Origin of the sequence: Bacillus sp. AFS023182, from assembly GCF_002560575.1 — a bacterium.
Lineage (GTDB): Bacteria > Bacillota > Bacilli > Bacillales > Bacillaceae_G > Bacillus_A > Bacillus_A arachidis.
Genome location: NZ_NTRO01000032.1, coordinates 45,257 through 69,241 on the forward strand (window position 1 = coordinate 45,257; position 23,985 = coordinate 69,241).

Sequence of the window (23,985 nt, forward strand, 5' to 3'; positions counted from 1 at the left end):
GTATGTTATTTTTACAATTTTTTAAGTTATCTAACAGACTAAAAGTAGATATCCTGTGACTAGGCCTGGTGAACTACCCGCCACTTAACGCTCTTACGAGCTGTTTGAAGTGGGGGCTTCTCGTTTAGTCGTTACTTTTATTAGCTAACGAATTAGTCGTAAGACCGCGAGCTATCTCCCATGTTCCATAGGTTCTTTAATACGATTTATGGTAATGCTAACAAACGTTCAGCTTCATTTTTGATATTGATTGCAGAATTATAATCTCTATCTATTGACGCACCACAATCACAAACATACACTCGTTCAGATAGTGCTACATCCTTTACGTTTCCACAACTACTACATGTCTTTGTAGAAGGAAACCATTTATTAATTTTCACAAGCTGTTTCCCCTGTTCTTGTAACTTATAGGCTAAAAAAATCGTGAACATCCCCCACCCATTATCAGTAACACTTTTTCCAAAGCTAAGTGCTCGTGACATTCCTTTCATGTTCAAGTCTTCAATTGCTACAACATCAAAGTTGTTAACTAATTCTTTTGATTTATGATGAAGGAAGTTCTTACGTTGATTTGCTACCTTTTCATGTAATCTAGCTACAAGAATACGTTGCCTATTCCAACGCTCTGAGCCTTTTGTACGCCTTGACAATACTCGTTGTGCCTTTGCTAATTTTTCTAATACTTGACGGTAGAAGCGAGGATAATTGGCTTTCTCATTCTCACTACTAACATATAATTCTGACATAGAAAAGTCTAACCCAATAACAGTTACCACTTCTTTTGGCACGATTTCTTTTTCATACTCAGTCAAGATAGACACATAGTATTTTCCAGTGGATGTCATGGAAACCGTGCAAGATTTAATCACATGGTCTGGGGGGATTTCTCTATGTTGTTTCATCTTTACAAGCTTCAACTTCGGTAATTTGATATGACCATTAAGCAACATAAGATTTCCGTTAACCATATTCGTTGTATAAGATTTTCTATCCTTTTTACTTTTGAACGTGGGGAAGCCATTTTGACCACTAAAGAAATTTTTATAAGCAGTTTGCAAGTTTAATTGAGCATTCGCTAATGCTAATGAATCCACTTCTTTCAACCATTCAAACTCCCCCTTGTACTTTGCAGGAGTAGGGAATTTTTGTTTCTTTAGTTCTTCTTTATTCCCTTTGTGCTCCTCATACACTTCTTTTCGTTCAGCCAACATCTTATTGTATACAAATCGCACACATCCAAAAGTTTTACGTATAAGATGTGCTTGTTGTTCTGTTGGATACAAACGAAATTTGTACGCTTTATTATGTATTGTCATATCATTTCACCTCACTTTTCCCCTTGCTTTTCGATATACTTCTTTACTACTTCTATTGGTGAATCCCCAGTAGTGAGTAAGCAAAAACTTCTTGACCAAAACATCTCTTTCCAAAGTTTCTTTTTCACTTGTGGAAAGTCTCTCTTGATTAGTCGAAAACTGGCATTTTTATACGCATTGATGAACTTTGTAATTTCTGTATTTGGATGCGATTTGAATAAAATATGAACATGGTCATTGTCATGATTCCACTCAACTAAAGTTATGTTATAGCGTTCTGAAATCCTGATAAACATATCTTTTGCATAGTTAGACATATCATCATCAAATACATTTCTTCTATATTTCACAACTAATATAAGATGATAATAAAGCGAGAATACTGAATGATTATTACTATCTAACTCCATTTATATACCAACCTTTATGCTTTATAAGACTGATTATATCAGAGTGAAAATAAAAATAATAGCAAGTACTTTTCGGCTAACGCCGAACCGAAATCCCTCTCCCACCTACCGCTTTGCTATCGCCCTTCACACGCTTGAGGAAGGAGAATTCTTTCGGATAAAGTGTTAAAATTTACTTAACTATTCGTTTTAAGGAGGTTCGTATGAAAACAACGTTAGTAATTATTCGTGGAAACTCAGGTTCAGGAAAAAGCACAGTAGCCCGGCAACTACAATTACTCCTAGAAGGCACTTTATTAGTTCCACAAGATGTAGTTCGCAGAGATATGCTTCGTGTGAAAGATACTGTCGGGAACTTGTCTGTTGAACTCATCAAACAAACCGCACTGTACGGTATCGGTAAAGTGAACTATGTAATTGTAGAAGGTATTCTAAGCACTCATAAGTACAAAACTATGCTTACAGAACTAATTGATACATTTGAAGAAAGTTATATCTATTACTATGACATTTCTCTCAAAGAAACAATAACTCGGCATAAAACCAAACCCAACGCTGATGATTTTGGCGAAGCTGAACTAACAGCTTGGTACACTGATAAGGACTTTCTAGACTCACCAAACGAGAAAATCATTTCCGAAACCATGTCAGTAGAAGAAACCGTTAAAATGATCATCTCTGATATTCGGGTTGTTTCTAAAGCATCAGAAGGCATTTTCACTAATACACTGAAAAAGCGGTGACAAAAGTATGGTTGCTGGAATAATCCACTACTTTACACTCTATGACAGCAACCCTGTCACTAGGCCTATTTTGATGACCTTTTAAAGCTGATGTAACAGGATTTCCTACCAAAACTAATTACAGTTTACTTCTCTTCTAGTAACAATGTTTTCATATTTTCTAATTGTTCTTTTGAAAACCCAAGTCCTTTTTCAGCATACATTTCAACACTGCCAAACTTACGAGCAATCTCATCAATTGCTGCCTGTAAATAATCAGTACGGGCTTCAAACATAGCTCCTAATATTTCTTTACTTTCCTCATTTTGTAGCTTCGCGCCTAAAAATTCCATCATTTTTTGATTTAACTTTTCACGGAATCCATTACTTAATAAATAGTCTTGCATTACCGTTTCTTCTGGGACACCAAGAAGAAGTAATAATAGTGCCGAACCAAATCCAGTTCGATCTTTCCCAGCAGTACAATGGTTAACTAGTGGTAAATTTTCTTGATCTTGAGCAAGCTGTAGAAAACCAATAAATGCTTCATTACCTTCTACAAAGCCCTTATTCATTTTCACTAAATATTCACCTGGTTTTCCAAGCATTGATAAATCTCCCACTTGGAAAAATTCATTAATATTTAAATCTTTTGCTATATCTTGCATGACGGGTAAACAAACTTGACGAACACCAGCAATGCTCGGATTTGGTTTATGCGTCACTTCAAAATCTGTTCGATAATCACAGATTAGTTTTAAACTAGACTGTTGTAAATAAGCAATATCCGATTCTGTTAACCCTGCTAATTCTTCGGAACGATATAATTTCCCCCACTTTACTTTGCGACCGTCACTTGTATCATAGCCACCTAAATCACGGAAATTAAACGCTCCTTGTAATGGTAAACGGCGCTCAGCTACGGTAACTGTTTGTCCATTACTTGCTACTAACCGGAAATACGGACGCATGTTTGGACTCGGATCTGCTATTGTACATGAAGCTGCTCCAGTGACATGCAATAACAATTGTCCATTTTCCTCAATATGTTCTGATGAAGTACTCCAATAAATAGTCACTTCTCCTACTCCATCTTCCCATTCAATATGTAAGGTATTCTCTAGATTCCGTTCTACACTTGCTTGTAACCAATCTTTTTGTTGTTCCATATTGTCACCAATACTTTCTTTATATAATCCGTTATATGAAGTAATAATCTATTATATTATATTGTATTGCAAATATAATAGCTCTGTTCTGACTATATTTATGACATTCCCTTGCCTTTCTTTAAGATTAAGAAAAGATTTCTTTTACTTTTATGAGTGTTGTAGATGGAATACCACGAAATACGTATGCAATCTGCTCGTCACCTAAATTTTGATATACAACTGTACCACGCTGAGGATGGGAGTAGAATTCTAATCCATTGATCATTTTCATTCGGCTATAATTTTGAATCCACGACAATACTGGATAATAATTGTGCTGTGAATGACGACACGCCCAAAGAGCATATAGTTGTTCCTTTACATCCCAGTATACATATTGTATTTCATCATCCCCAAAACCAACTGATTCGAGTTCCCATTCATCTGGGGTTGTAATTGGTAAAGAATCAAATTGCACTTCATTTGGTAAATGCCACTTACTACATCTACTTATTTCACCACAAATTTGTGCTCTTGCCTGAAAACTTAATTGGTGAAATGGTTTATTTACTTGTTTTTTTGCTTTCTCTAATTCTAATGGTTGTAAACCTTCCAAGAACTTTTCCATTTCTTGTTGCTCTATAAAGCCTTCATCAATTGAAATTTCAATCTGCGTTTTCCATTTAGAAATGACATAACTAACTTTACCTTTATAATTCACACCTCTCCAATATACGAGAGCATTATACTGAAAACATTCACCTTGTGCTTGATACATACAACTATCCGGAAATGTCGGCTCCATTATATCAAGAAAAAATTCTTTTACGCGAAACACTCCTGTTGGTGTAAAAACTTGAAACCAAAGTGTTTCCCATTTCTCTCCTTCACTCCGCTCCGATACATTTTTAATATGCCACCCATCAAATAATACGACTGGGTATAGCGCAACCATATGTTCCAGTTTTTGTTTTAGCATAATAAACTCCCTCCTTATTAACTACTTCGGGAGAAGTTATTCTTTATCCTTGCACGAGCAGGATTGTCTTCGAATATATAGAATACTAGGAAACGATGCATTACGAAAGCAGAGAGGAGGAACAGCTTTGGATATCATTACACTGCAACAACAGTTGGAACTCATTCAGCTAAATGACTATATACAGATGCAGAGTATCGACCTTGATGAGTTAAGTTCCCATATGATTCAAAACATCGGAACCACTGATAGCTACGTCCGTGATCAATTAATATATAAATGTTTTGCACATTTTATTCAAAATGAATTCCTATCCCATGATCAATTGGAGACTTTATTAACAACCTGTCTAAGTAACGATTACTTATACAAAGACATTGCCTCTCCAAATACAGATGGAGTTTTCACACGTTCTTATACCACTTTATTAATTGGTTTAATTATACAGTTCGATAATTCTCATTCATTTTTATTACAAGAAACAGTGCAAGAAGTAAAAGAAAAGCTCATTACGTATATGAATCTCGAAATAGATTACCGTGGATGTGTACAAGATAAAGGCTGGGCTCATAGCATTGCCCATGCATCTGATGCCTTTAACGAACTCGTACACAGTTCACATATTACCTGTTCTTGCTATGAAGAGATTGCTCATTGTATATTAAATAAAATTTTCATTTATTCTACTGTATATCATAATAATGAAGATGAAAGAATTGTTACTCCCCTCCTATCTATGCTTTATTATGACTTTCCAAGAGATCAACTTTTTTCGATTATCTATAAAAAAATAAAACGGTTACCACAATTCAAAGTCAGACTTTCTTGTCATGAATACTTCATATTATGTGCAAATATAAAAACTTTTTTACGCACCTTGTTTTTCAGAACAAAAATAGATTCGAACCTTACTTCTGTAGCCAATCAAGCCGAAAAAATGTTGAGGGAATTACCGAAATATTGTTAATGATACAGGAGCATACATAATGTACATGCAATCTATACAAAAGCCATTAAATCTCATCATTAGGATTGTCAAATCAAAACGATTACTTGCTACATACCAAGCAAGAAGAGAACATTCTGCACCTATTTTGAAAAAACTTGGCTTTACAGAATATGAAACGTATTTACAATTCGCAAAAAATCTAAATTTATAAGGAGTTGAAAAAAATGGGATACATTGAAGACATGCGAAAACTCGTAGGGAATCATCCGCTTATCATAACTGGTTCACACGTTATGATTTTAAATGAACAACATGAAATCTTGCTTCAACTTCGCACCGATTTTAAGATGTGGAGCATTGTTGGTGGAACTCTTGAATATGGAGAAACATTAGAAGAAGCTGCCAAAAGAGAAGTATATGAGGAAACCGGACTTATTATAAAAGATTTAGAACTCTTTCATACTTTTTCGGGACCTGAATTATTTCAAACATATCCAAACGGCGATCAAGTATATGGTGTCATGGTTGTTTATGTTTGCCGAAATTATGAAGGTGATTTACAATGTGCTCCTAACGAGTCAAAAGAATTGCGTTTCTTTCCATTGCATACACTACCACATAATATAGGCACTGTACCAAAAATGATTATTGAGCAATTTCAACAATCATTTGCAATAAAAACAAGTAAATAGTTGCCAAAAGACGTTCCTAAATGCAGGTAACCAGTTGGCTTAATTCCTGTTAACATTATTTTCTTCACATTCTGACTCCCCCTTTCCAAAATGAAAAGAGCCCCTCGTCCTAGAAAAGGACGAGGGGGCTCCCGCGGTACCACCTTTATTAGCTACAGTTATAGCTCACTTGATGCTTCTTTAACGTGAAGCGAATCGCCCTAGCTTACTTATTTCAGCCAGAAGCTCCAGAGTCCATTCCATATTCATCCCTTACTGATTTCCACCAGATATCGGCTCTCTGTGAAGTTCTAAATATGTACTCTTCTCTATCATTGCTTTTGTTTATTTTTTACATTTTACTACATTTATTTTTCTGAGAAACATAAATATTCTGTTTTACGCAGCAGGACTTTCACTTTTTTTATCTAATTATATATAGGTTTGCGGAAAATGATTCTACAACTTTGGAGGAATTATCATGGTAAAATATATTTCGATTCTTGGTTCAACTGGTTCAATTGGTACGTCTGCATTAGATGTAGTCGCTGCACATCCTGAACACTTTAAAATTATTGGTTTAACAGCAAATCACAATATTGATATTCTTGAGAAACAAATACATACATTCCATCCTCGTATTGTTAGCGTGGGTACAAAAGAATTAGCAGATACACTTCGCAAACGAATTTCTGCTGATACGAAAATTACTTATGGAGAAGACGGATTAATTGAAGTTGCAACTCATCCTGATTCTAATCTTGTATTAACTTCCGTTGTCGGTGTCTCTGGACTGCTTCCAACTATTGAAGCATTAAAAGCAAAAAAAGATATTGCCATTGCTAACAAAGAAACATTAGTTGCAGCTGGGCATATCGTGACAGAGTTAGCTAAACAAAATAACTGCCGTTTAATCCCCGTAGATAGTGAACACTCTGCTATTTTTCAATGTTTAAATGGTGAGAATAACAAAGAAATCGAAAAACTAATTGTTACAGCTTCCGGCGGTGCATTTCGAGATAAAACACGTAATGAGATGGAAACTTTACAAGCTAAAGATGCTTTAAAGCACCCAAATTGGTTGATGGGAGCAAAACTAACAATTGATTCCGCTACATTAATGAACAAAGGCTTCGAAGTCATGGAAGCACGTTGGTTATTTGATATTCCTTATGAAAAAATTGATGTTTTAATTCATAAAGAAAGTATTATTCATTCTTTAGTTGAATTTATAGATGGATCTATGATGGCACAGCTCGGTGCTCCTGACATGAGGATGCCTATTCAATATGCGTTCCATTATCCAACTAGATTACCGTCCTCTTATAAAAAGTTAAATTTATTAGAAGTCGGTAGCTTACATTTTGAAAAACCAGATTTAAAGAAATTTCCTTGTCTACATTATGCCTACGAATCTGGAAAGATTGGCGGAACCGCACCTGCAGTCTTAAATGCCGCGAATGAAATTGCAAATGCGCTATATTTACAAAATGAAATTTCATTCTTTGATATAGAAAAAACAATTTATTCTACACTTGAAGCTCATCATAATATCATAAACCCATCTTTAGAGGCTGTACTAGAAGCCGATCGTTGGGCTCGTGAATATGCAAACGAATTATTAATTAGAAAATGAAAAAAAGAGCTAAAACAGACACATTCTGCTTTAGCTCTCCTCTTTACGTGTTCAATTTAATACATCTATAGCAATGCGTAACAAATACTTTTAAGATCACTAAGGTAATAGATTACTAACTGTTAAAATGGGAGGTTTATTCATGATTAATAAATTACTTATCACTTCTTTTGATGTAGCTTCAGCTATTTTAGCAATTCAAATTCCTGCATATGAAATTGAAGCAACATACATAAACAGCACGGCAATCCCGCGTTTATACGATACTGTAGAAGATATCCAAAATTGTAACGAAACATTTTATGGATACATCTTAGAAAATAAACTAATAGGATTTATTTCTTTTGTAAATGAAGGGACAATTATTGATATCCATCGTCTAGTTATATCACCTGACTATTTTCATAGAGGAATCGCAACAAAGTTACTCCTTCATTTATTTAGCATATGCTCTGAAACAAGTAAATATATTGTACAAACAGGAAAAGCAAACATCCCTGCGCTTTCTTTATATAAAAAACACGGATTCATTGAAATAACAGATATTGTTTTACCTGATGGACTCGTTCTTACGCAATTAGAAAAGTCAGAAAAACCTAAATAATTTGACTTTATTTGCGAGTTATGTTATTTTATTTTTTATAAAACCTTTTGCTGAATCCAATTTTTGGAACGGGGGAACCATCTATGTAGCCGATGCTACTTGGGGCGAATCTTTTTTAAGTAGGGATACTCTCACTTCCCGAGTCCGACAGCTAACCTCGTAAGCGTAATGGGAGAGAGAGGGTGCTTTTTACTTATGTTACACAGTATCCCTCCTTAGCTATAAAGTTTGTGGTATCGATATCATTAGAAACCTATATTTATAGCAAAGGAGACTTGTACAATGTTACGTTTATCAGATCATGCGATGAAAATGATGGAACAGCGTATGCGATTAGAGCAGCAACGTACGTATCAAGCAAACAAAGTTGTGGATAGTTTACATCACAAATATTTTTTTCAACATATTTTCCAGCCGAAAAGATGAAGTAAAATTCTTGCGCATATAAGATGATTTATACGTACAGTATAACTAAACATGAAAAAAGCTTTGCTACTACAGCAAAGCTTTTTTCTGTTACTTTTTCCTTCCTAACATTAAAAGTAATTCTTCATTAATTTACTTATCCAATGTGGAGCATGAGTATTCTCTCTCACATCGAATTGCGCAAAACAGCCTTTTTTTCATCAAAATCACTTAACTCACTAGGTTTTCTAATCCATGATTTGTTGTTCTCTTCCTTAAAATCATTCATTAAAAAAATAATAGTGGCATGAGCGTATTCTTCAAGGCCTATCAATCCTTCAACATACTCTGAATATATCAGAATATTAGAGATAATCCCCTACCAATTATCACCCTATGAATATTACACATTATTTACACCTTCATTTTTATACGATAGCTTATTTTCTTGCTTTCACAATTAAAGTTGTTGGTAACGCTCTCGCTTTATATAATGAATAATATTTCACAGACGGTTCAACTGCTTGTTCCTCAAAATCACTTGATGGTTCACCTTCAACTATTTTTTCAATTGTAAATCCTACCTTAATAAGCTCATTTATGTATGTACTCAATTTTCTTTTATATAATACAGCTTGTACATCTTCCCCTTTAAATGTTTCAAATGTAATAGGTACCTCTTCATGATATGAAGATTCCAAAACAATTTCAGGCGTTCCATACTTCAAGTTTGAATAAATCGGATGCTCCCAACTAAAAACAAAGCTTCCTCCTTTTTTTAAATAAGAATAAATAAGCTGCAATGTTTTTGGTAAATCAGATGTCCATCCTAGCGCATAAATGGAATATACAATATCAAAATGTTCTTTCGGAATATCTGTTTCATCCTCCATCGCAGCACATATCAAGTGTGGATTCCACTCTATTAATGTCTGCTTCGCTGTATCAATTTGTATTGTAGAAAGATCAACGCCCCATAATTCTTCTGCTCCATGCTTCGCCATGTACTCCAAAGAATGTCCGCTGCCGCACCCTATATCAAGAACCTTTTTATGCTTTATCGTATCAAACAAATGAATTTCATCTTCAGAAGCAGTATACGGCCCGTACCTTGGCAAAGAATCTACCTGAAAAAAGTAAGGCGCTACTATATCCCAGCACTTTTTATTGAGCTCTAACATTTTTGCTTGTTCCATTTGTCAAATCCCCCCTCTATTATAGTCACCGTACATTCATACAAATTCTTCTTTCTTAGTACTCGTTACTTTGCACGAAATCCCATTAGCTAACTTCTGTCTATATATTTAAGCATTATAGCTAGATCTTCCTTTTCTCTTCGCCCGATAATTTTTCACTTTCGCGATTGTACCACAAGCTCTCCCCTCTTTACTCCCCGCATACATTCCGCACCAACGCTTACTTCCATTACGAGAATGATCATAAAAGACCCAGCGGCAATCTGGACATGCCTTTAATCGTTTCCACTTTCCCTGCTCAATATCAATCAGAATAATTTGCAATATGGTTGTATAAATATTTCGTTCTCCTATTGGTTCATATGTGACAGAATCCATGTTTTCTGTCACACACACGCGAAATAGATATTTTTCAAACCACTGTTGTAGTGCTCCTTTCCCCTCAACTGCGAAACGAATTTCATCTCGAAATCGTTTCAGTTCATCAACTGTACCAAAAGATAATTCTTCATTAAAATGGATCCTCATAAATTGAAGTACATCATCTATAGTATGAAGCCCGTCTACGCACATTCTTGAATCATTCGGAATTCTCCATGTATTTAAAAAGTCCCTTACGGTTTCTAATTGTCCTGGCGCCTCTTGACCATGTTTCAAATTCATTCACCATCTTTCTAAATTTTACTTTTTTCTGACTTTATGTATAATTATAGTATAAAACAGTTAACCATTAAAACTTTTTAATGGTTACATTATTGAAAGGAGTCTCTATGAAAAACTTTTCTATACCAATACGCGTTATACTTATTTCATCATTTTTCATGGCGTTTGGATACTTTGCTGTATATGCATTTCTCGCCATCTATTTATCGAGTTTTTTAAACTTTTCTGGCATACAAGTAGGAACCATTTTAACCATTATGACGATTACTTCACGAGTTATTCCTTTATTTTCTGGTATCATCGCCGATAAAGTAGGCTACATGATTATGATGATATCTGGTTTACTATTAAGAGGCATTGGCTTTATTTGTTTAGGAATATTTTCAGAGTTTCATACTATTTCAATTTCCGCCTCCCTGATTGGATTTGGAACTGCATTTTACGAACCAGCTGCTCGTGCTGTATTCGGCTCACAGCCAGCTAACATCCGAAAAGATTTATTTACATACTTAAACCTCGCTTTTAACAGCGGCGCAATTATCGGTCCAATTGCTGGTAGCCTATTACTCGTATGGAACCCTTTGTATCCATTTATCCTTACTGGATTTCTCATGTTATTATTTGCTATCATTTTTTATCTTCTTAGATCCCACTTCCAAGTTTCTACTGAAAATGTACAGCTCTTATCTGGATTAAAAGCCGTTTTTGAAAATAAGCATTTTCTGTTATTCTCATTTATCATGATTTTCTTTTACATTATGTTTACTCAGCTTACTGTCGCGCTCCCGCTTTATATGACCAATATCAGTCATAGCGTAAAGTTAGGTGGACTTGTCATTACAGTAAATGCAATTACAGGCGTTTTGTTTATGATTGTATTTCGAAAAACATTTCACAAATACAATACACTTTCAATTGTAAAATGCGGTGTGCTATTTATGGGGCTTTCCTTTTTACTTATTCCTTTGTTTCCACATCCTTATTGGCTGTTTGGCTGTGTCATTTTATTTACAATTGGCGAAACACTTGTATTACCTAATGCTGACATTACAATTGCAAATTATAGTAATGAATCCTATACGGCCACATATTTCGGGGCTTATCAGCTCTCACTCGCTATTGGATTTATTATTGGAAACTACACAGGAACATGGTTTACATCACAGTTACAAGGAATGTATACACCTTGGTTGATTTTTGGCACAATGGGGGTTACAGGTTTTATTTTGCTTCATATTTTAAAAAATATGGAACAAAAACAAGAAAAAGAAATGATTCATACAGGATTGTAATCATATATAACGTCAAAAAAGCACCGTCCAGTCTATTATTGAACGGTGCTTTTCATAAAATAATTATAATTTTTTCATCCCGCATTAACAGGCAGAAAACGAAAATGTGTTTTTTGCGAAATCATTAATGAATATCATGTTTTTTGAAATTGCCGCCCTTCACTTCTGCTACGTCATATACCGTAACAAAGGCACTTTCATCAATTTCATGAATGATTTCTTTTATTTTACTTTCTTCTAAACGGTTAATAACACAAGTAATTTCTTTAAATTGTTCCTTTGAATAACCGCCGTACACTTCATTATACGTTGCACTTCGACCTAAGCGGTCTCGAATTGTTTCTACCATTAAATCAGGTTCCTTTGTGATAATTTTAAAAGTTTTAGAACCACTTAAACCTACTTCAACGATATGAATTACTTTAGAAGCAATAAAGTAAGCAATTGCTGAAAGGATAGCCCCTTGCAGACCAAATACCGTTGAAACAACAATAAAGACAAACATGTTTAAAAATAAGATGAGGTCACTTGTCCCAAAAGGTAACTTTCGAGAAAGTAATACAGCTAACATATCGATTCCATCTAATGCGCCACCATTACGCAATGCTAACCCCATACCAAAACCGATGATAATCCCCCCAACAACGGTAATTAACAATGTATCACCGTGAATAATAGTTGGTATGTCGTGCATAAGAACCGTACCGATTGCTAGTGAAGCAATACCGATAACCGAATAAATAGCGAAATTTTTACCAATTTGCTTATACCCTAACCAAACAAAAGGAATATTAATGACTGCAATTAGAATTCCTAATGGTAATCCAAATAGTTCTGAGCTTACGATACTTAAACCCGTCACACCACCATCTGATACATTGTTTGGAATTAATACCGATTCTAGTCCATATGCTGTTATAAACGCCCCTATAATAATCGCTAATACTCGTAAAACGATCTTTAGTTTATTGGGCTTGTGCTTTTTGATTTTACTCATATCATTTCCTCGTTTCAAACTTTTTTCTATTTTCATTACTACACATGTTTAATTTGCCAGACTCACTCCTAATAACTATTTTAACACATTACCACCATAATATTAATGGTTAAACAGCTTTATTATTAATTAACAAAATTGTTATAAAATTAGTATATTATTTCCCCCTAAAAATGAAAGCCCCATGTAATTCATACATGGGGCTTTCATTTTTTATAATATACAATCTTTAAGACTAACTCTTATCAAATATTTGTTTACAAATTACTTATATTCTCTTTAAACATCTTTGTTTTTACATCCAAAGAATTAACTATAAACTAGTTCTTTTTTGCTTAAACCAAGCACCTCTGCTGTTGAAGTATGAATTTCTTGGAAAAGCTCTGGGTTTTCTACTAGTGACACACCATAAGAAGGAATCATTTCTTTTATTTTCGATTCCCATCCGTTCATATGTTGTGGGAAGCACTTTTCTAATACTTCGAGCATAACGTTAACGGCAGTAGAAGCACCCGGAGAAGCACCGAGCAATGCAGCTACCGAGCCATCAGAAGCACTAACCACTTCCGTACCAAATTGAAGTGTTCCTTTACCGCCGGCATCAGTATCTTTAATAACTTGCACACGTTGGCCTGCCACCACTATGTCCCAGTCCCCGCTTTTAGCATTTGGAATAAACTCACGTAATTCTTCCATACGCTTTTCACTCGATAACATAACTTGCTGAATTAGATATTTCGTCAATGCCATCTCTTTTACACCTGCCGCCAACATAGTGAGGACATTATTTGGTTTTACGGAACCTATCAAATCAAAATTCGAACCAGTTTTTAAAAACTTTGGTGAAAAGCCAGCAAATGGCCCAAACAGCAATGTTTTCTTGTTATCTATATATCTTGTATCAAGATGTGGAACAGACATTGGCGGAGCACCAACCTTAGCTTTACCATATACTTTTGCATGATGCTGTTCTACAACTTCTGGATTGTTACATACCATAAATAATCCGCTTACCGGGAAACCTCCAATATGTTTTGACTCAGGAATACCGGTTTTTTGTAGTAAAGGTAGACTTCCTCCCCCACCACCGATAAAGACGAATTTTGCAGTATGATATTCCATTTTACCGTTATCAATATCATGCACTTTCACTTCCCAGGATCCGTCGCTAGTACGTTTAATATCCTGAACACTATGCTTGTAGTTTATCTCGACATTTTTACTCTGTAAGTGGTCAAACAACATACGTGTTAAAGCCCCAAAGTTGACATCCGTTCCAGAGTCGATTTTTGTTGCCGCTATTGACTCATTCGATGTACGACCTTCCATGATAAGCGGCATCCACTCCTTCAGTTTTTCAGGGTCATCAGAAAATTCCATCCCTTGAAACATCGGATTATTTGAAAGCGCTTCAAAACGTTTTTTCAAAAACGTTACATTTGTTTCCCCTTGTACCATACTCATATGAGGTATCGGCATAATAAAGTCCTGTGGATTACGAATCAGATTACTGTTTACAAGATAAGACCAAAACTGTCTTGAAAGCTGAAACTGTTCATTAATTTTGATAGCTTTGCCAATATCTATAGATCCGTCAGGTTTTTCGGATGTATAGTTCAGTTCACACAGTGCAGCGTGGCCCGTCCCAGCATTATTCCATTCGTTAGAACTTTCTTCTCCTGCGTTTGTAAGTTTCTCGAACACTTTGATTTCCCATTCAGGTGCTAACTCTTTCAATAATGATCCCAAAGTCGCGCTCATGATTCCGGCACCAATTAAGATAACGTCTGTTTTCTGCTGCATGTTGCTCATGATAATCTCTCCATCCCCTATATTAGCAAAAAAGTGTAGGCGCATCTTCTCAGATGTCGCACGCCTAGGCCCCAACCTAGAAACATATCTTTTCTGCCTCAATTATAGCCATATCATATTCTATTATAACTATTAATCGACTAAAATATCTAGTATTATCTGATAATTATAAACCATTTAATCCGGTAAACAAGTAAGAAGTTCGTACACAAGGACCTAAAAACACCAAATAACCAATGTCTAAACCTTAAGATAAAGGCTTTGGTTCGCCTTTACCTGTGAACCGAAACCCTCCAATTTTTTACCGTTACTTATAATATGTTTCCCCGCACTTAATAGAGATTAAAAAGGAAAAATTAATTAATTTACAATGTATACTACGTCACTTTCTCTCAAAAATATCCATATCATCAATAAAAAGGAGAAGCTTTTCGCTTCTCCCTTCTTTACGATGCGTGCTCCTTCTTCTTCATTAATGCTCTTTTTTTCATAGCTTTTGTTAAGTAGCCACCTTTGAAAGAACGAATCTCATATGAAGACATAAATGCCTTCGGTGCGATTCGATTAATAATTTCTAAAAGCTCTTTCTCACGTGAACGCTTTGCAACAATATCTAAACGGTAACGAATCGAATTTATCCCTTCCCCTTCAAATACAGTTACACCAAATCCTGAATGTCTTAACTCATCAACTAACTCATTGCAACGGTCTAGTAAACTAACTTGGTATGTAATATACCCAATTGCCAATTTATTTTCTATATAACCACCTAATAAAAGCCCGGCACTAAAGCCAATGACATAGGATACAATATTCATCCAATTTGATAAATCTTGGAATACAATCCCTAAACTTACAATATAGATTGCACCTTCTAATAGTCCAACACCAGCAGCGGATCTTGTTTGATTCTTTACAAGCAAAATCGTCCGGATTGTTAAAACAGGAACATAAATAATTTGAAGTACAAAAATAAGTAGCGCTTGTAACATTTGCATCCACCTCTTTCAAAAAGTCTTTTGTCATAATAACATATATAACCTTTAGAAAGCGATGGGTTTTCATAAAATTCTTTAAGATTTCACATGAAAAATAATGTAAAACTTTATTCTCCGTGTTTTTTCTTCACCTTCATATGTTTAGAGGTGGGAGTCCTCTCGAAAGATATGATAGAAAAAGGACTTTATGTCGGTCTTTTTACATTTATTTCAAATTCTTTTCATTTTTTCCTCTTCGTTTCTCTTCTTCTTTAGCTAATTGTATATTCGCATAGGCTAAATTCGCAATCATTAAAAAGTGCCCGCCTAAAATGCCAGTACCAAATGCCCACATTTCCATTTCATGTTCAATTTCATACATAATGATTGCACCCAATATAGCAGCTGCAAAACGATTTAAAATCCCTAATCCTGGCGCTCGTTGTTTTAATACAATGCTTTTCCCAATCTTTTCAACTCGTCTTGCTAGCAACCAAAGACAGTATGCGCTGACTGCTAATCCGATCCCAAAGCCAGTAACTTGCTTTGAAAAAGGCGTTATCGTCCATAAAAGTAGTAAACCACTAAAAATCATATATAACTGTAGTTTGTATACTCGTAACGCAACTTCAATCAAAATATCCGCTCCTTGTTTCAAGTTTTGCAATAGGTAAAAAAAAAAGCAGCAACCTACACAGTTGCTGCTTTCTCTTGTTGATGATCAATTTTTCGAATTTCAATGCGTTTAATTTGATATGCATCTTTTTCAAGAACTTTAAACTCATATCCTTCTGCTTCGACACATTGTCCTTCTTCAATTTCATGGTTCTGCATCATAATCCATCCACCAATTGTATCCACATCTTCTTCTTCGATGTGTAAACCAAATAAATCTTTAACTTCTGTAATCAACACTTTTCCATCCACAATTTTGTGATGATCATTTATGTGTTGAATTGGTGGGTGTTCATCTTCATCGTATTCATCACGAATTTCGCCGACGATTTCCTCCAATATATCTTCAAGCGTTACAATTCCGGCCGTGCCTCCGTATTCATCATATAAAACAGCCATTGGAATTCGCTTTTTCTGCATTTGCAGAAGTAAATCGTGAATTGGAGTTGTTTCCATAACTTCAATAATCGGACGCATATACGTACGAATAGATGATAAATCTTTTGTATCGCCTTTCATATATCGAATAAAGAAGTCTTTTACGTTAACCATACCAATAATATCATCTTTATCTTCTCCAAAGATTGGATAACGCGTGTATCGTTCACTTTGGATGATGTTCATGTGCTCTTCTACTGAATCTTCGAGATAGAAACCGACAATTTCCGTCCGTGGTACCATAATCTCTTTCGCAATGCGGTTATCAAATTCAAAGATATTATTTACATACTTATATTCTGCTTGATTAATTTCTCCACTTTCATAGCTCTCTGAAAGAATTAATCGTAATTCCTCTTCAGAATGGGCTACTTCATGTTCAGAAGCCGGTTTCAAGCCGAACAAACCAGTTATAACACGTGCTGAACTATTTAGCATCCAAATAAAAGGATACATTACTTTATAGAACATCATGAGCGGTCCAGCAAATAATAAAGTTACTCTTTCCGCCTTTTGAATTGCCATTGTTTTTGGTGCTAATTCACCTACCACAACATGTAAATATGTCATAATCATAAAAGCAAGACCAAAAGTTAATACATGAGATATAGAAGGAGTTATATTCCATTTCTCAAATAGCGGACGCAAAAGCTTCTCTATTGTCGGTTCACCTAACCAACCCAGTCCCATTGCCGTAACTGTAATTCCTAACTGGCAAGCAGATAAATATTCATCTAAATTTGTTGTTACCTTTTTTGCTGCTAACGCACCGCGTTTTCCTTCCGCAACAAGCTGATCTATACGACTTGAACGTACCTTAACAATCGCAAATTCTGCTGCTACGAAAAATCCAGTAAATGCGATTAAAATCGCAACCATGACTAAATTAAATATTCCCAATGAATCCCCTTAGTAAAAAAACTAAGGTGTTCACCTCCTGTATACTTATAATGTTTTCTGATTCTCTATTTCTTTAGAAAACATAGCGCTATACAGAAATTAAAAGAGTCGGATCCAATTTCAACTATAAAAATAGTATCAATGTTTGTATTAAAGTCGTCGTTTGACCAGATAAAGACTTCGATATTTTTTCACGTTGTGAATCTGTTAACCCATCTAATAGAGGTTTCAACTGTGTTAGTTCTGCTTCTAATTGATGGATATGGTTTGTCACTTCATTCACTTGTTTCGAAACGTGTTCATTGATACCGAGCAGCTTCTTTCTCTCCTCGATCCTCTCTTTAATCTCACAAAGCGGCATATGCATTTCCTTGCATTTCTCAATAAATTGTAATGTCTCAAATGCTGTTTCATCGTAATAGCGATAATTAGATTGAGATCGCTCCGCTTTTAAGATACCTAGATTCGTATAATAATCAATCGTTCGTTTCGATACGTGAGCCAAGTGAGCCAACTGTCCGATTCGATACACCTTCCCAACGATTTTTCCCTCCCCATTTATGTTAAGAACATCATACAATACATAAACTGTACAGTCAAACGTGACAGTTTTCTAGCTCTGAATATGAATGACCAATTCGCACTTGATCTCCCTTCTCTAAACTAATTGACTTTGGATAATTACTAATGTGAGACTGAATCACAACATATTTCATTTTACCTATCCCATATTCTGAAAATTAAGTTATAATTTTATTATAAAACTTATTTACGATAAACAAATTCAAAATATTGAGAGGAGAAATTCTTATGTACTACAGCAACCTTTTCGAAAATGATCAACCTGTAATCCGTCTATAATCTAAGGCGGGCATGCTTATATTTTTATAAAAAATATGCCTCGTCTTAGGACTTGTAAGAATCCTACAAATAGACGGAGGTATTTCACAATGAAACAAACAATTTTAGGTGCCATATGTTTATCACTTGCAGCAAGTATTTGGGGTGGTATGTACGTTATCAGTAAATATGTACTAGACTTTGTTCCCCCTCTTACACTTGTTTGGCTTCGCTTTATCATCGCTTTTTTCGTTCTATATATTATTTTGAAAATAATTGAACGAAAAAATAAAAAGAAACTCCTCATTCATAAACGAGACTGGTTACTTTTTGCTTGGATCGGTTTCATTGGCTATTTTATTTCAATTACATGCCAATTTTTTGGAACAAAATTATCAGATGCTCACACAGGTTCTTTAGTTACATCAGCCACTCCAGCATTTATGGTTGTATTTGCTGCTTTGATTTTGAAAGAAAAACTAACTGCACGTAGAATACTCTCTACCATCTTAGCTACAATAGGCGTCACAATTGTCATCGGATGGGATATAGAGATGGGTTCTTATTTTATTGGCACAATCATTTTAGTTGGAGCTGCCATTACATGGGCTTTACTATCTATTTATGTAAAAATTGCTTCTAGCCGTTTTTCATCCTTGGTCATTACAACGTATGCAATATTCTTTTCGTTATTTTTCATTACACCGTGCATGATTTGGGAGTTACAATCAAGTCCAATTGAAAACTTAAATCCCACAATCATTTTAGGTATTCTATATTTAGGAATCATCTCCACTGCAGGTGCCTTTTTTCTTTGGAATAAAGGACTTGAGTTAATGGATGCCAGCATCGGTTCATTATTTTTCTTTTTTCAGCCCATCGTTGGTTCATTACTAGGGTGGCTATTATTGAATGAAACATTAAACAGCAACTTCTTTATTGGTGGTGCCCTGATTATATTTAGTGTAGTGATTACTACACTTGAAAAGAAGGGCTAACAATAGCAAAAAACACAGGCTGTATAATACTCCAGCCTGTGTTTTTAATTTCTGTTATACACTGTTAAATATTGATGTTGACAATAATCAGAAGTATATTGGGCCTGTTTTTATATCCACTTCTTTAAATCCTTATTTACAAATGTCAAACATACCAAGCATCCTCAGTGAATCTATTCCATTCTAATGTAAAGTTGTTTGCTTTAAGTTTGATACTGCAAAATTGTTTTGTTTTCCAATCAGTGCCGAACATTTTAAAAATAAAATTATTTCTAATTGAACTTTGGCTAAAAGTCAAAAACTCCATTTCTTCCAATTCAACTATTGGGACTTCCTTATCAATTCCATCATCAAAATGGATAATGAGTTTAATCATTGTTACACCTTTAAAAGTAAGTTTGCATCTATCCGTTGCCTTTGCAACTTTATAAGGATTGAGAGGATGAATTTTGGAAATATAAACAAATTCAAATTCAAAAATAGCCATATCTTTTTCAACCTTTATTTCTTCAACACAGCAATCGTGAAAATCTAAGTAGTCAAAATAATGATTTGTGGTTTTATATTCCCAAGAATTCAAATTCACTCTATTTAACCCCCCTCAATTAGAAATTACGATAAATGAATAATCTAGGTTTATCCTAAGTGGTAATTGTTATGAAACATTTACATATTATCTTTTCCTCAAGCAGACCAGTGCGCCGGACGAGAAAGCAATCTTGGTAATTTCGTGTTGACATCCCCTTTCGCTGCGTTAACCTGAACTTGAGTCAGAAAAACACTCTCAGTAAGATCTGCCCCACGAAGATCAGCGTCTCGTAAATCGGCACCAATAAAGTCAGCCATTCTTAAATCTGCTCCTCGAAGATCAGCTGCAATTAAGTATGCTCCTCGTAAATTTGCTCCCTTAAGATCTGCCTTTCTAAGCTTTGCCCCCATAAGGTTTGCTCCTCGATGATTAATCCTTTTATTTTTTTTCGAACTCTTATACTTGTAACGTGACTCCGTCCATACTAATTCGCTTGTCTTTAATAGAAGTTCATTTACATACGCTCGGTGTGATGGAATGTTTAAATCCATCAGCAATTCTGGACTAAGCTGAGAAAGTCGTTCCGTCTCTGCAATTGCGTCAAAAATTCCCTTATGAATCGTACGTGTCGCTTTTAACGCTAAAGCCTCATTCAAATACCACAGCATCTCATGAAGTTGGTGCATAATTGGGAAAACGTCATACATTTTCTTGGCATGTTTTGAATCTCCCCTCCAGTCAACTCCCTCAAAAGTAACCTGTGAAACTTTTTGTCCCGCACCAAAACACTCAAATACAGTACATCCTTTAAAACCTTTCTGCCTTAGATTTTTATGAATGCTACAACGAAAATCTGATTGCAGATTAGAGCAAGGCTTACCAGCATCCTTATTAACGGCAAAATCTGCCGAAGCTGCAAAAGGTAATGCAACGCAGCACAAACTGAAGCAATTCTCACAGTCAGCTCGTAAACTATTAAAACTCACATCAGTTTTTGCATCCAAAAAATTATTATTCTCTAACAAAACATGTACCCCCTGTTGTTCTACCTTTTATTTCATTTTAAATACATAATCAATTCGTAAATCAAATATCATATTTCATTTCAAACGCTACGCTAACTTCCAAATATAATTTCATATAAAAAGGACATATTCTCCAACCTATATTATCATTAAATTATAAAGATTCATACAATCAGGAGGGAATCATATGACATTAGAAATGAAAACAAACTGCCAAACTTGCAATACTTCACTTCAAACGGATTCGGAAGCTTATATTTGCACTTACGAATGTACATTTTGTGCACCGTGCACGGAAAAAACAAATCATGTTTGTCCAAACTGTGGTGGTGAATTAGTGCGTAGACCCAAAAGAAAATCATAAAAGCAAAGCTATTCATAGCTTTGCTTTTCATTTGAACACTTATTTAAAAATCTCTTTCAATTCACTTCCAATTAACTCAGATAAATATTCATAACCAACAGCATTAAAATGTAAGCCGTCACGCTCTTCATTTCCTACGAATTTCTTATAATCTAATTCTTCAATCATGTGAGAATGTAGATTAAGAAAATGAACTCCTGTTTGTTCTGCCACTTCTCTTACTACTTCCGCATACTGTAATAATACTTCATTTGTTCTTGCGTACTGCCTTTCCTCATCCACTGGTGCTGGACTTATGAGAAGCACTTTTTCTGGTGAAATTCTTTTCACAATCGTAATTAAATTTTCTTCATATTCTTGTAGTGATACTTGTTTATGAAATGCTGCATCATTCGCACCAAAAAAGACTGTTACAAATGTTGGCTCGTAACATAAGACATCCTCTTCTATTCGTTTTAATGCGTCAAACGTATTGTCACCAGAAACCCCTGCATTTACCACTTTCCATTCAGGAAACAGACTTTGTAAACGCGGTGTTAATCTAGATTCGCCATTCCAGAATGTTTCACCGTCTGTAATACTATCACCAAAACATACTAATGTTTTCATTTCCGTTTCCCTTCTTATGTATGAAATAATTTTCCTTCTAATGCTGAAATATAGCGCTGAGCCGAACGTTCTACAGCTTCATTTGCATTCTCTTTTACTACCCTGTGAAAAGCGTTGTATAAACGATTAAAAGGAAGTGACTTTACCCTTTTGGCCATTTCTTCAACTTTATTTACTGGTAACGGAATTAAATTGGGATAGCTATACATAAAGCTCACCCACTCTTGATCCGCTACAACTTGAATAATGTCCCCTGTTAATAAAATCCCTTTCCCTTCATTCCCCTGTGACCAGTGTAAAACAGAACCACCTTTAAAATGTCCGCCTAGACGATGCACAGTGAGTTCATGAGATAATTGCAATGATTCTCCTGACCAAAAAACAATATGTTTACTTGGACGCATGACCCACTGTTTATCATCTTCATGAATATAGATTGGTACATCGAATCTTTCCGCCCATTCTACTTGAGTAGAATAATAGTGCGGATGGGATAACGCAATTGCATCTAATCCCCCTAATTCTTTCACCTTCTCAATCGTATTTTCATCGAAGTATGTAATACAGTCCCATAACAAATTATACGATTCTGTTTTTACCAAATAAGTTGTTTGACCAATCGCAAATTCTGGTTTCGTTGTCATGCTATATAATCCTGTTTCTTCTTCAATGATTTCATTTTGATATGTATGGCTCGCTTGTAAATCATCAAGTGTTGTCCAAGATTGCCCTTTCGGATTCACATACTGCCTCTCCTCATTACAAATCATACAATTCACTGGTTCTTCTGTACTCGCTGCATATTGCACGCCGCACGTTGTACACACAAAATTCTTCATAAAAATTCTCCTGTCCCTATTTATTTTTTTATCTATCAATCTTTCATTGTTAATGAATTTGATCCATCCAATAACGCCAAGCTTGTAAATAAGCTTCTAAATCTTCAGGATGATGTCTCATACAAGTGTCTAATCTGCAATATAAAGCGATTACAACTTCTTCATATAAAACTTTTCTCGTTCTATTATGAAATACACTCTTTTCTACTACCTCGCCGATTGTTTCCTTCGTTAGATCTTCCGGCGTCGAACAAAATGCATAAATGAAATCATATATTGGATCTCCCAAAACTGGCAGAGGGTCAATCACACCATATAGTCTATGCTCATTAAATATAAAATTATGAAATCCACAATCCCCATGTAATAAATATGGTTGATTACTATATCTCGTTCTATTTGGACTGTGTACTAATTTAAGAACAGTATGAAAATCTTCTTCTGTTATATAGGATTTTACAGTTTCATTAGCTTCCATCACCCTCTCTAAAAGAAAGACCTGCCAAGAGTCTACCGGTTCTTCTTTCCATTCCCACTGATCCATTTTCATAGCTGGTTTATATGTATGAATCACTTTCTGTACAAGTGTAAAAAGAATATCTTTTTTATTCTCAACATCATAACTTGTGGAACCAGGGATAAATGAATAGACCATATATCTATTGAGTGAATCTACATACAAAAGCTTAGGAAATACACTTTTGTCTTCATAAAATTTAAGGAAATAAGCCTCTTCTCCAATTACTTTCGGTTCATTCAACTTAACAACGCACGGCTCATTTCCTTCTATAAGGTACAGTCTACTTGTAGTACCGCCGGTTAATCTCTTGCACCCTTTTGGATAATGATCAATGACTTCATTAACAATTAATTGTTCAATAATTTCTGAAATATCCACTTTTCCTATTCCCACTCTGCAAATGTATTTGAAATTCCTATAAATAAGACAACGTTATTATTATTTGACAAATATAAGGAAACTCCT

27 protein-coding genes, 1 riboswitch and 1 other annotated feature are annotated in these 23,985 nt (G+C 35.0%); of the genes, 10 read left to right on the forward strand and 17 right to left on the reverse strand.

From position 1 onward, the window contains the following. Positions 1 to 206: 206 nt before the first annotated feature. Both CN288_RS16655 and tnpA read right to left on the reverse strand, forming a co-directional pair. Positions 207 to 1,319, reverse strand: a complete 1,113-nt coding sequence (locus CN288_RS16655; protein ID WP_098302654.1) for an RNA-guided endonuclease TnpB family protein — start codon at positions 1,317 to 1,319, stop codon at positions 207 to 209. Between the two features lie 11 nt (positions 1,320 to 1,330). Further along, on the reverse strand, positions 1,331 to 1,729 hold the full coding sequence (gene tnpA, locus CN288_RS16660; RefSeq protein ID WP_098302655.1) for an IS200/IS605 family transposase: 399 nt from the start codon (positions 1,727 to 1,729) through the stop codon (positions 1,331 to 1,333). A 203-nt stretch (positions 1,730 to 1,932) separates the two neighbouring features. Between tnpA and CN288_RS16670 the strand changes: the two genes are divergently transcribed. Beyond that, complete coding sequence (locus tag CN288_RS16670) at positions 1,933 to 2,472, forward strand: kinase (RefSeq protein ID WP_026592306.1); 540 nt, start codon at positions 1,933 to 1,935, stop codon at positions 2,470 to 2,472. A 125-nt stretch (positions 2,473 to 2,597) separates the two neighbouring features. On the opposite strand, the gene CN288_RS16675 is transcribed toward CN288_RS16670, so the two are convergent. Both CN288_RS16675 and CN288_RS16680 read right to left on the reverse strand, forming a co-directional pair. Then, on the reverse strand, positions 2,598 to 3,620 hold the full coding sequence (locus CN288_RS16675) for a tyrosine-protein phosphatase (protein WP_098302656.1): 1,023 nt from the start codon (positions 3,618 to 3,620) through the stop codon (positions 2,598 to 2,600). A gap of 127 nt (positions 3,621 to 3,747) precedes the next feature. Continuing rightward, complete coding sequence (locus CN288_RS16680) at positions 3,748 to 4,581, reverse strand: hypothetical protein (RefSeq protein WP_026592304.1); 834 nt, start codon at positions 4,579 to 4,581, stop codon at positions 3,748 to 3,750. A gap of 127 nt (positions 4,582 to 4,708) precedes the next feature. On the opposite strand from CN288_RS16680, the gene CN288_RS16685 reads away from it, so the two are divergent. The 6 genes from CN288_RS16685 (at position 4,709) to CN288_RS28850 (ending at position 8,867) form a co-directional block, all read left to right on the forward strand. Further along, complete coding sequence (locus CN288_RS16685) at positions 4,709 to 5,548, forward strand: DUF2785 domain-containing protein (protein ID WP_098302657.1); 840 nt, start codon at positions 4,709 to 4,711, stop codon at positions 5,546 to 5,548. A gap of 19 nt (positions 5,549 to 5,567) precedes the next feature. Next, positions 5,568 to 5,741, forward strand: a complete 174-nt coding sequence (locus tag CN288_RS28845; RefSeq protein ID WP_170833655.1) for a hypothetical protein — start codon at positions 5,568 to 5,570, stop codon at positions 5,739 to 5,741. A gap of 13 nt (positions 5,742 to 5,754) precedes the next feature. Then, the gene (locus CN288_RS16690; protein ID WP_098302658.1) at positions 5,755 to 6,222 is read left to right on the forward strand and encodes an NUDIX hydrolase; all 468 of its coding nucleotides are present in this window, start codon (positions 5,755 to 5,757) and stop codon (positions 6,220 to 6,222) included. Between the two features lie 112 nt (positions 6,223 to 6,334). After that, positions 6,335 to 6,546 (reverse strand) — a binding site (T-box leader). A 136-nt stretch (positions 6,547 to 6,682) separates the two neighbouring features. Further along, positions 6,683 to 7,837, forward strand: a complete 1,155-nt coding sequence (locus tag CN288_RS16695) for a 1-deoxy-D-xylulose-5-phosphate reductoisomerase (protein WP_098302659.1) — start codon at positions 6,683 to 6,685, stop codon at positions 7,835 to 7,837. Between the two features lie 142 nt (positions 7,838 to 7,979). After that, positions 7,980 to 8,441, forward strand: a complete 462-nt coding sequence (locus tag CN288_RS16700; RefSeq protein WP_098302660.1) for a GNAT family N-acetyltransferase — start codon at positions 7,980 to 7,982, stop codon at positions 8,439 to 8,441. A gap of 38 nt (positions 8,442 to 8,479) precedes the next feature. Further along, positions 8,480 to 8,621: riboswitch (cyclic di-AMP (ydaO/yuaA leader) on the forward strand. Positions 8,622 to 8,723: 102 nt separating this feature from the next. Next, positions 8,724 to 8,867 (forward strand): hypothetical protein, encoded by a 144-nt coding sequence (locus tag CN288_RS28850; protein WP_098302661.1) that lies wholly within the window; start codon positions 8,724 to 8,726, stop codon positions 8,865 to 8,867. Between the two features lie 419 nt (positions 8,868 to 9,286). On the opposite strand, the gene CN288_RS16715 is transcribed toward CN288_RS28850, so the two are convergent. Together CN288_RS16715 and CN288_RS16720 are read right to left on the reverse strand one after the other, a co-directional pair. After that, the gene (locus tag CN288_RS16715) at positions 9,287 to 10,042 is read right to left on the reverse strand and encodes a class I SAM-dependent methyltransferase (protein ID WP_098302662.1); all 756 of its coding nucleotides are present in this window, start codon (positions 10,040 to 10,042) and stop codon (positions 9,287 to 9,289) included. A gap of 108 nt (positions 10,043 to 10,150) precedes the next feature. Beyond that, positions 10,151 to 10,705 carry a CGNR zinc finger domain-containing protein gene (locus CN288_RS16720; protein ID WP_026592297.1) on the reverse strand — a complete coding sequence of 185 codons (555 nt, stop codon included), beginning with the start codon at positions 10,703 to 10,705 and terminating at the stop codon, positions 10,151 to 10,153. 107 nt (positions 10,706 to 10,812) lie between these two features. Between CN288_RS16720 and CN288_RS16725 the strand changes: the two genes are divergently transcribed. After that, positions 10,813 to 11,997 (forward strand): MDR family MFS transporter, encoded by a 1,185-nt coding sequence (locus CN288_RS16725; RefSeq protein WP_098302663.1) that lies wholly within the window; start codon positions 10,813 to 10,815, stop codon positions 11,995 to 11,997. A gap of 124 nt (positions 11,998 to 12,121) precedes the next feature. Here CN288_RS16725 and CN288_RS16730 read toward each other — a convergent pair whose 3' ends face one another. From CN288_RS16730 to CN288_RS16755, 6 genes are all read right to left on the reverse strand, one after another. Beyond that, on the reverse strand, positions 12,122 to 12,994 hold the full coding sequence (locus tag CN288_RS16730; RefSeq protein ID WP_026592295.1) for a YitT family protein: 873 nt from the start codon (positions 12,992 to 12,994) through the stop codon (positions 12,122 to 12,124). Between the two features lie 309 nt (positions 12,995 to 13,303). Further along, on the reverse strand, positions 13,304 to 14,806 hold the full coding sequence (locus CN288_RS16735; protein ID WP_098302664.1) for a malate:quinone oxidoreductase: 1,503 nt from the start codon (positions 14,804 to 14,806) through the stop codon (positions 13,304 to 13,306). A gap of 446 nt (positions 14,807 to 15,252) precedes the next feature. After that, positions 15,253 to 15,798, reverse strand: coding sequence for a DUF2179 domain-containing protein (locus CN288_RS16740; RefSeq protein ID WP_026593211.1), 546 nt, complete (start codon positions 15,796 to 15,798; stop codon positions 15,253 to 15,255). 211 nt (positions 15,799 to 16,009) lie between these two features. Further along, the gene (locus CN288_RS16745) at positions 16,010 to 16,420 is read right to left on the reverse strand and encodes an ATP synthase subunit I (RefSeq protein ID WP_098302665.1); all 411 of its coding nucleotides are present in this window, start codon (positions 16,418 to 16,420) and stop codon (positions 16,010 to 16,012) included. 53 nt (positions 16,421 to 16,473) lie between these two features. After that, positions 16,474 to 17,775: a hemolysin family protein gene (locus tag CN288_RS16750; protein WP_441296564.1), complete on the reverse strand. Its 1,302-nt coding sequence runs from the start codon at positions 17,773 to 17,775 to the stop codon at positions 16,474 to 16,476. 145 nt (positions 17,776 to 17,920) lie between these two features. Beyond that, entirely contained in the window at positions 17,921 to 18,328 is a 408-nt protein-coding gene (locus CN288_RS16755; protein WP_026593214.1) for a MerR family transcriptional regulator, read from the reverse strand. Positions 18,329 to 18,746: 418 nt separating this feature from the next. Here CN288_RS16755 and CN288_RS16765 point away from each other — a divergent pair, with 418 nt between their 5' ends. Continuing rightward, positions 18,747 to 19,634, forward strand: coding sequence for a DMT family transporter (locus CN288_RS16765; protein ID WP_098302666.1), 888 nt, complete (start codon positions 18,747 to 18,749; stop codon positions 19,632 to 19,634). Between the two features lie 145 nt (positions 19,635 to 19,779). Here the strand turns inward: CN288_RS16765 and CN288_RS16770 are convergent, their stop codons facing one another. Together CN288_RS16770 and CN288_RS16775 are read right to left on the reverse strand one after the other, a co-directional pair. Further along, the gene (locus tag CN288_RS16770) at positions 19,780 to 20,220 is read right to left on the reverse strand and encodes a hypothetical protein (protein WP_098302667.1); all 441 of its coding nucleotides are present in this window, start codon (positions 20,218 to 20,220) and stop codon (positions 19,780 to 19,782) included. Between the two features lie 98 nt (positions 20,221 to 20,318). After that, on the reverse strand, positions 20,319 to 21,188 hold the full coding sequence (locus tag CN288_RS16775; protein ID WP_141527980.1) for a pentapeptide repeat-containing protein: 870 nt from the start codon (positions 21,186 to 21,188) through the stop codon (positions 20,319 to 20,321). A 187-nt stretch (positions 21,189 to 21,375) separates the two neighbouring features. Between CN288_RS16775 and CN288_RS16780 the strand changes: the two genes are divergently transcribed. Continuing rightward, on the forward strand, positions 21,376 to 21,552 hold the full coding sequence (locus CN288_RS16780; protein ID WP_098302668.1) for a DUF1272 domain-containing protein: 177 nt from the start codon (positions 21,376 to 21,378) through the stop codon (positions 21,550 to 21,552). A 39-nt stretch (positions 21,553 to 21,591) separates the two neighbouring features. Here CN288_RS16780 and CN288_RS16785 read toward each other — a convergent pair whose 3' ends face one another. The 3 genes from CN288_RS16785 to CN288_RS16795 are packed head-to-tail and all read right to left on the reverse strand — an operon-like array spanning position 21,592 to position 23,898. Beyond that, positions 21,592 to 22,161 (reverse strand): SGNH/GDSL hydrolase family protein, encoded by a 570-nt coding sequence (locus CN288_RS16785; protein WP_098302669.1) that lies wholly within the window; start codon positions 22,159 to 22,161, stop codon positions 21,592 to 21,594. 14 nt (positions 22,162 to 22,175) lie between these two features. Beyond that, positions 22,176 to 23,000: an MBL fold metallo-hydrolase gene (locus CN288_RS16790; RefSeq protein ID WP_026593220.1), complete on the reverse strand. Its 825-nt coding sequence runs from the start codon at positions 22,998 to 23,000 to the stop codon at positions 22,176 to 22,178. 49 nt (positions 23,001 to 23,049) lie between these two features. Then, a complete protein-coding gene (locus tag CN288_RS16795) occupies positions 23,050 to 23,898 on the reverse strand; it encodes an aminoglycoside phosphotransferase family protein (RefSeq protein WP_098302670.1) in 849 nt (282 codons plus the stop codon). Between the last annotated feature and the right edge of the window lie 87 nt (positions 23,899 to 23,985).

Coding starts and splice junctions, on each gene's coding strand:
- CN288_RS16790 (WP_026593220.1), bottom strand. CDS start 23,000: ATGAAGAATTTTGTGTGTACAACGTGCGGCGTGCAATATGCAGCGAGT.
- CN288_RS16730 (WP_026592295.1), bottom strand. CDS start 12,994: ATGAGTAAAATCAAAAAGCACAAGCCCAATAAACTAAAGATCGTTTTA.
- CN288_RS16785 (WP_098302669.1), bottom strand. CDS start 22,161: ATGAAAACATTAGTATGTTTTGGTGATAGTATTACAGACGGTGAAACA.
- CN288_RS16740 (WP_026593211.1), bottom strand. CDS start 15,798: ATGTTACAAGCGCTACTTATTTTTGTACTTCAAATTATTTATGTTCCT.
- CN288_RS16765 (WP_098302666.1), top strand. CDS start 18,747: ATGAAACAAACAATTTTAGGTGCCATATGTTTATCACTTGCAGCAAGT.
- CN288_RS16695 (WP_098302659.1), top strand. CDS start 6,683: ATGGTAAAATATATTTCGATTCTTGGTTCAACTGGTTCAATTGGTACG.
- CN288_RS16690 (WP_098302658.1), top strand. CDS start 5,755: ATGGGATACATTGAAGACATGCGAAAACTCGTAGGGAATCATCCGCTT.
- CN288_RS28850 (WP_098302661.1), top strand. CDS start 8,724: ATGTTACGTTTATCAGATCATGCGATGAAAATGATGGAACAGCGTATG.
- CN288_RS16700 (WP_098302660.1), top strand. CDS start 7,980: ATGATTAATAAATTACTTATCACTTCTTTTGATGTAGCTTCAGCTATT.
- CN288_RS16655 (WP_098302654.1), bottom strand. CDS start 1,319: ATGACAATACATAATAAAGCGTACAAATTTCGTTTGTATCCAACAGAA.
- CN288_RS16725 (WP_098302663.1), top strand. CDS start 10,813: ATGAAAAACTTTTCTATACCAATACGCGTTATACTTATTTCATCATTT.
- CN288_RS28845 (WP_170833655.1), top strand. CDS start 5,568: ATGTACATGCAATCTATACAAAAGCCATTAAATCTCATCATTAGGATT.
- CN288_RS16735 (WP_098302664.1), bottom strand. CDS start 14,806: ATGAGCAACATGCAGCAGAAAACAGACGTTATCTTAATTGGTGCCGGA.
- CN288_RS16680 (WP_026592304.1), bottom strand. CDS start 4,581: ATGCTAAAACAAAAACTGGAACATATGGTTGCGCTATACCCAGTCGTA.
- CN288_RS16750 (WP_441296564.1), bottom strand. CDS start 17,775: ATGGTTGCGATTTTAATCGCATTTACTGGATTTTTCGTAGCAGCAGAA.
- CN288_RS16670 (WP_026592306.1), top strand. CDS start 1,933: ATGAAAACAACGTTAGTAATTATTCGTGGAAACTCAGGTTCAGGAAAA.
- CN288_RS16675 (WP_098302656.1), bottom strand. CDS start 3,620: ATGGAACAACAAAAAGATTGGTTACAAGCAAGTGTAGAACGGAATCTA.
- tnpA (WP_098302655.1), bottom strand. CDS start 1,729: ATGGAGTTAGATAGTAATAATCATTCAGTATTCTCGCTTTATTATCAT.
- CN288_RS16715 (WP_098302662.1), bottom strand. CDS start 10,042: ATGGAACAAGCAAAAATGTTAGAGCTCAATAAAAAGTGCTGGGATATA.
- CN288_RS16780 (WP_098302668.1), top strand. CDS start 21,376: ATGACATTAGAAATGAAAACAAACTGCCAAACTTGCAATACTTCACTT.
- CN288_RS16720 (WP_026592297.1), bottom strand. CDS start 10,705: ATGAATTTGAAACATGGTCAAGAGGCGCCAGGACAATTAGAAACCGTA.